The organism is Planktotalea sp., assembly GCF_039984035.1.
Classification (GTDB): Bacteria; Pseudomonadota; Alphaproteobacteria; order Rhodobacterales; family Rhodobacteraceae; genus Planktotalea.
On the sequence record NZ_JBDWVM010000168.1, the window covers coordinates 1 to 5,238 of the forward strand.

Sequence of the window (5,238 nt, forward strand, 5' to 3'; positions counted from 1 at the left end):
TTCCTTCTTGCCCGTGACGGCCTTGATCAGCACCGGCAACAACGACAGCGCGCTGAGCCCGAGAATAGGAGCCAGAATATGCGGTTCAAATATGATCCCGAAATTGGGCGTCTCACCCCGTTCAAACACAGTGCCCAGCCCCGCGCCCACAGACGCATAGACCAAAGACCCCGGAATGATCCCCAGGAAGGTAGAGATAACAAAGCGATGCAGTGGAACGGCCAAGAACGCAGGCACCAAATTGGCCACGAAAAACGGGACGACAGGCACAAGGCGCAGGAAAAACAACATCGACCATTGGTTATCGTCGATGCCTTCTTTGATCTTGCGCACCGTCCCTTGCGACGCATCCATCCGCGCCTTTAGCTTTTCGCCCAGCCCATAACGTGCGGCCAAAAAGATCACGGCCGCCCCTGTGGTTGCCGCCGTTACGCTGAGCGCAGCACCGCCCAAGGTGCCGAACAAGAACCCCCCAGTGAGCGTCGCGATAAGCGCACCGGGCAGGGAAAACGCGACGATCACGATATACGCCAGCAAAAACACCAGCGCCGTGAGCATGAAGTTCCCGTCTCGAAACGCGATCAGCGCTTCACGATTGTCCCGCAGGGCGTCAAAGCTGATGTAATCGCGCAGGGTAAAGGCCCCTACCATAGCCACACCAAAGATCACAATAAGTGGCAAATACCTCATAAAACCTGACTTTGGCTGAGATTTTGGGTTATCCGTCATATCTGTCACTCCACTTTCCTCTTCGACCGGGCGTTACAATTCAGTAGCTAAATGACGGTTCAAGAGCCACAACGATAGGGTGTTCACGGGCGCTTGATCGCCCGTGAGACCAGACGCGGACTAAGGCCCGAAAACCGGCATAATTGAAACAAGTTGACGGCCAGTTACACCAATGGTGATGGAAATGTTGCAATATTGCGGACGATTGCTGCCTTGGGGGTTTGACTTGGGGCCCAGACCACTTTAGGGACGGGCTTCGAATAGACATCCGGCGGGCTCTGATTCCGCGCCACCGGGCAGCAGATATGGAGACGGAGCGATGAAACGCACCTTTCAACCCTCAAATCTCGTGCGCAAACGGCGCCACGGGTTCCGCGCGCGCATGGCAACAAAAGCAGGCCGCAAAATCCTGAACGCGCGTCGCGCTCAAGGCCGGAAGTCGCTCAGCGCGTAACCGGGCGCCTTGGGGCACCGTTGATAGATATGACACCGTCGCACTCTCCTCTCGTTCGCACCACACCGGAGCACGATGAGAGAGCGGCGGTTTCTTTGCGTTTTGAGACCCTTAACAAACGCGCTGATTTCCAACGGGCATCCCGCGCGCTGCGTGTTGCTATGCCGGGTTTTGTCTTGCAAGTCCGTGCGCGGCACCAAGACGAAGCAAAAGGTATGCGCGTCGGCTACACCTGTTCGAAAAAGGTTGGCAATGCGGTTGCGCGTAACCGTGCCAAACGAAGGCTACGGGAAATTGCGCGCTATGTCCTGCCCAGCACAGGGCGCACGGGTTTGGATTATGTCCTGATTGGGCGAAAGACGCAGACGGCTGACCTGCCGTTTGATCAGTTGCAAACCGATTTACGCAAGGCGATTGACCGCCTGCACGCACGGCTGACATGAGCCCGCTTGCCTATGTGTTTAGTCTACCAGTTCGAGCTTATCGTTTAGTTTTCAGCCCGTGGGTGGGCCACAATTGCCAGTATCAGCCGACTTGCAGCGCCTATGCGCTGGAAGCGCTGTCCCAACACGGCGCGATCAAAGGCGGCTGGTTGGCCCTGCGCCGAATCGCTCGCTGCCATCCCTTTGGAAAAAGCGGCTATGACCCGATCCCCAAGACAACATCCGACGATGGCAAGTAGCGCATTTTTATATGCGGTGCTCATGTGATACCACATTTTAGAACTGCGATATCCTTAAGCCTATCTGACGTCAGCGCCTGTGGTCCAAATAACTCTATTTGCTAGGAGAAGGTTTGTTGCTCATCGCAACCACCGAGGAGTGGACGATGAACAATACAACGAACGAATATCCACAGCGGTACATTGGTCAACATCGAGGTGATCCTGATCAATTCCGCCTTCGGTGGTCAAGATACAGGCATGTCGGGTTCATGCAGGCTGTCAATCGGCATAGGGCCAATCTTGGGCGGACATAATCGTGATCCATTGCTGGCTTCTTCCACGCGGGCCTCTGGTCGATATGGACCTGTCTGGCGAACTCTTCGAATGCCCCACATATCACGTTTGGCGTTAAAGCACGCGTTCAGGCCCGCCTTGGGTACAAGGTGATGTTTCAGCGCGCGTTGCCGCAAGATTTTCCAACATAGCAAGACACTTTGCTAGCTGATCTATGGCCACATATTCATCAGCTTTGTGTGCTTGCTCAATCGAACCAGGGCCGCAAACGACAACATCCATGCCGCTGTTCTGGTAAATCCCCGCCTCTGTGCCAAAGGGCACAACACCAGCGTGATTGCATCCTGTTAGTTCAAACACAATATTCCGGGCCTCGTTTTCTGGTGTAGGCACCAATCCATCAATCTCGCCGACGGTTTCTGTCTTGATGGAGGACTGAGGGAAAGTAGCTTGCATCTGGGGAAGCAAAATATCCTCGCAATACGCTTTGAGTTCGGATTTGATGAATTCGGCATCAGAGGCCTGCACTGGGCGCATTTCCCAATCAACATGCGCTTTGGAGGCGATCACGTTGTGAACCGTTCCACCTTGCAATGCGCCTACATTCACTGTTGTCCAAGGCGGAGCAAAGGGGCTGTTAGCCGGGGTCATGTCACGCAACTGCTCTTTTAATCCCAGCAAATGCGCCACATAGCGCACGGCATATTCCACCGCATTTACGCCCAAATCCGGGTCGGATCCATGGCCTTCGAGGCCCTGAAAACGTGTTGTGTATTCGTAGCACCCCTTGTGCCCTTCGATGACCCGCAACTCGGGCGGTTCTCCGATGATCGCAACGCTAGGGCGCAGGCCCATCTGTTCCAAAGATGCCATCAAATGCCCGGCGCCAATGCATCCGACTTCTTCATCATAGGTAAAGGCGAAATGCACAGGGCGCTTGATTTGAGCGTGCGCAAATGTCGGGGCCATGGCCAAAGCCGCGGCGATAAATCCCTTCATGTCGCACGTCCCGCGCCCAAAGAGCTTTCCATCCTGCTCGACCATCGTGAACGGATCTGTTGCCCACTCCTGATCAACGACAGGCACGACGTCACTATGGCCCGACAAAACAAGTCCGCCATCGATCTGAGGGCCGATAGTAGCAAAAAGGTTGGCCTTTTTGCCGCTGAGGTCCCTGAACAGCTGCACGTCGGCCCCGCAGTCCTCAAGGCGTTGCGCGATATAGGCGATCATTTCCAGATTGCTGTCAGATGACACGGTGGGAAATGCGACCAGATCGCGCAGAATATCGGTGGTGGTTTTCAGCATGCCATCATCCTTTAACGAATAGCTTGCGGTCCACATCGCACAGCGTCTGCGCTGGACCATCGTCGGCGATGAGAATAGTCTCGGTGGTTTCTAACCCCCAATCATTCATCCAAAGCGCGGGCATGAAATGAAACACCATACCTGCCTGTAAAATCGTTTCATCCTCGCTGCGAATGGATGCTGTGCGTTCACCCCAATCCGGCGGATAACTCAGCCCGATCGGATAGCCCATGCGCCCTTTGCGTTCGATCCCGTGTTTTGCCATGACGCCCATAAAGGCATTCGCAATATCGCACGTCTGGTTGCCCACGCGGGCTGCGTCCAGCCCCGCGGCAATGCCTTCTAATTGTGCCGCCTCGATGCGCTTCATCTCATCTGATGGTGTTCCCAGAAATATCGTACGGCACAACGGCGCATGGTAGCGGCGATAGCATCCAGACAGTTCAAAAAACGTCGCTTCACCCGTCCGCATCTGATCACCGTTCCACGTCAGATGGGCAGCGGTTGCATCCAGGCCCGAGGGTGACAGTGGAACAATGGCTGGATAGTCGCCCCAATCATCACCAACACCTGTGATACCCGCGTGCATGATGTCCGCAACAAGATCGTTTTTGCGCACACCCGGAGCTGCCCGTTCAAGCGCCACGTGCATGACTTTCTCGGATATCCGCGCCGCCTTTCGAATGAACCCAATTTCGGCTTTTGACTTTACAAGGCGCTGCCAGTTCACAAGGCCGGTCGCGTCTTGCAATTGCGCGTCAGGCATTTCGCTGGCCAACACCGCATGGGCCTTTGCGGAATAGTAATAATTCTCCATCTCGACGCCGACGCGTGCGCTTTCAAGACCGCGGCTCTTCAAAACAGAAGCCAAGTCCTGCATGGGGTGGAATTCGTTGGATTGCACATAATGATCGCCATAGCCAAGGACGTTGGCGTGATCCATCCAACAGGTCCGCCGCCCTCCCATCATGTCCATGTGGCGACCCCACCAAATCGGCTCACCCTGTTGGGTGACGATAACGCCCTGATGCACGTAAAACGACCAACCGTCATACCCTGTCAGCCACGCCTGATTGGACGGATCAGTGACGAATATCGCATCAAGGCCCACCTCTTGCATCGCCTTGCGTGTCAGCGTTAGGCGGCGGTCGTATTCCGCCGCATCAAAAGGGGCCTGACCCATCACCCCAACACCGCCTTCACGGCGCGTTCCGTGGCAGCGACGATCTGATCAACCTGCTGCGTTGTCAGGCAAAAAGGCGGCGCAAAACCCAAAATGTCACCTTGCGGCATGGCACGCGCGATGATCTGGTCTTGTTCCAACAGCTTCGCGGCAATCTGTGGGCCGATCTTGTCAGCAGGGTCATAAAACACGCGGTCTGTCTTATCCTTGACGAATTCTAGGGCACAGATCATTCCTTCGCCGCGCACATCGCCGACGTGGTCGTGGCCCCCCAGTGCATCACGCATTTTGGCATTCAGGTCCGCGCCGACGGTGCCTGCGTTCTCAACCAACCCAAGGCTGTCGATCAGGCTCAGGTTGGCAACACCTGCGGCTGCGCCGATAGGGTGCGCAGAATAGGTCCAACCGTGGCCGATGGGGCCATTTTCATCGGTCCCCTGTTCAAGCACCTTCCACATTTTGTCAGACACGATGGACCCCGACAACGGCGCATAGGCCGACGTGAGACCTTTCGCGATGGTGATCAGATCGGGTTTCATACCGTAATGATCAGAACCGAACATGCTGCCCAAACGGCCAAAACCGGTGACAACTTCATCGGCGACC

At 55.6% G+C, this 5,238-nt stretch carries 7 protein-coding genes; 3 read left to right on the top strand and 4 right to left on the bottom strand.

What is annotated here, in order from left to right:
* Positions 1–729 (bottom strand): VTT domain-containing protein (locus ABJQ89_RS07590; RefSeq protein ID WP_348495651.1); only part of this gene is annotated, 729 nt, incomplete at its 3' end.
* A gap of 319 nt (positions 730–1,048) precedes the next feature.
* Between ABJQ89_RS07590 and rpmH the strand changes: the two genes are divergently transcribed.
* Genes rpmH through yidD form a run of 3 tightly spaced genes read left to right on the top strand, consistent with a single transcriptional unit; the run spans position 1,049 to position 1,865 of the window.
* A complete protein-coding gene (gene rpmH / locus ABJQ89_RS07595) occupies positions 1,049–1,183 on the top strand; it encodes a 50S ribosomal protein L34 (protein WP_084350332.1) in 135 nt (44 codons plus the stop codon).
* Between the two features lie 29 nt (positions 1,184–1,212).
* Complete coding sequence (rnpA, locus tag ABJQ89_RS07600; RefSeq protein WP_348404190.1) at positions 1,213–1,626, top strand: ribonuclease P protein component; 414 nt, start codon at positions 1,213–1,215, stop codon at positions 1,624–1,626.
* Positions 1,623–1,865: a membrane protein insertion efficiency factor YidD gene (gene yidD, locus ABJQ89_RS07605; RefSeq protein WP_348495652.1), complete on the top strand. Its 243-nt coding sequence runs from the start codon at positions 1,623–1,625 to the stop codon at positions 1,863–1,865. The genes rnpA and yidD overlap by 4 nt, the downstream gene beginning before the upstream one ends.
* Before the next feature lie 390 nt (positions 1,866–2,255).
* Here yidD and argE read toward each other — a convergent pair whose 3' ends face one another.
* The 3 genes from argE to ABJQ89_RS07620 form a co-directional block, all read right to left on the bottom strand.
* Positions 2,256–3,449: an acetylornithine deacetylase gene (argE, locus tag ABJQ89_RS07610; RefSeq protein ID WP_348495653.1), complete on the bottom strand. Its 1,194-nt coding sequence runs from the start codon at positions 3,447–3,449 to the stop codon at positions 2,256–2,258.
* 4 nt (positions 3,450–3,453) lie between these two features.
* Positions 3,454–4,632: a M24 family metallopeptidase gene (locus tag ABJQ89_RS07615; protein WP_348404163.1), complete on the bottom strand. Its 1,179-nt coding sequence runs from the start codon at positions 4,630–4,632 to the stop codon at positions 3,454–3,456.
* On the bottom strand, positions 4,632–5,238 hold a 607-nt coding region (locus ABJQ89_RS07620), incomplete at its 5' end, for an aminotransferase class III-fold pyridoxal phosphate-dependent enzyme (RefSeq protein WP_348495654.1). The genes ABJQ89_RS07615 and ABJQ89_RS07620, both read right to left, overlap by 1 nt.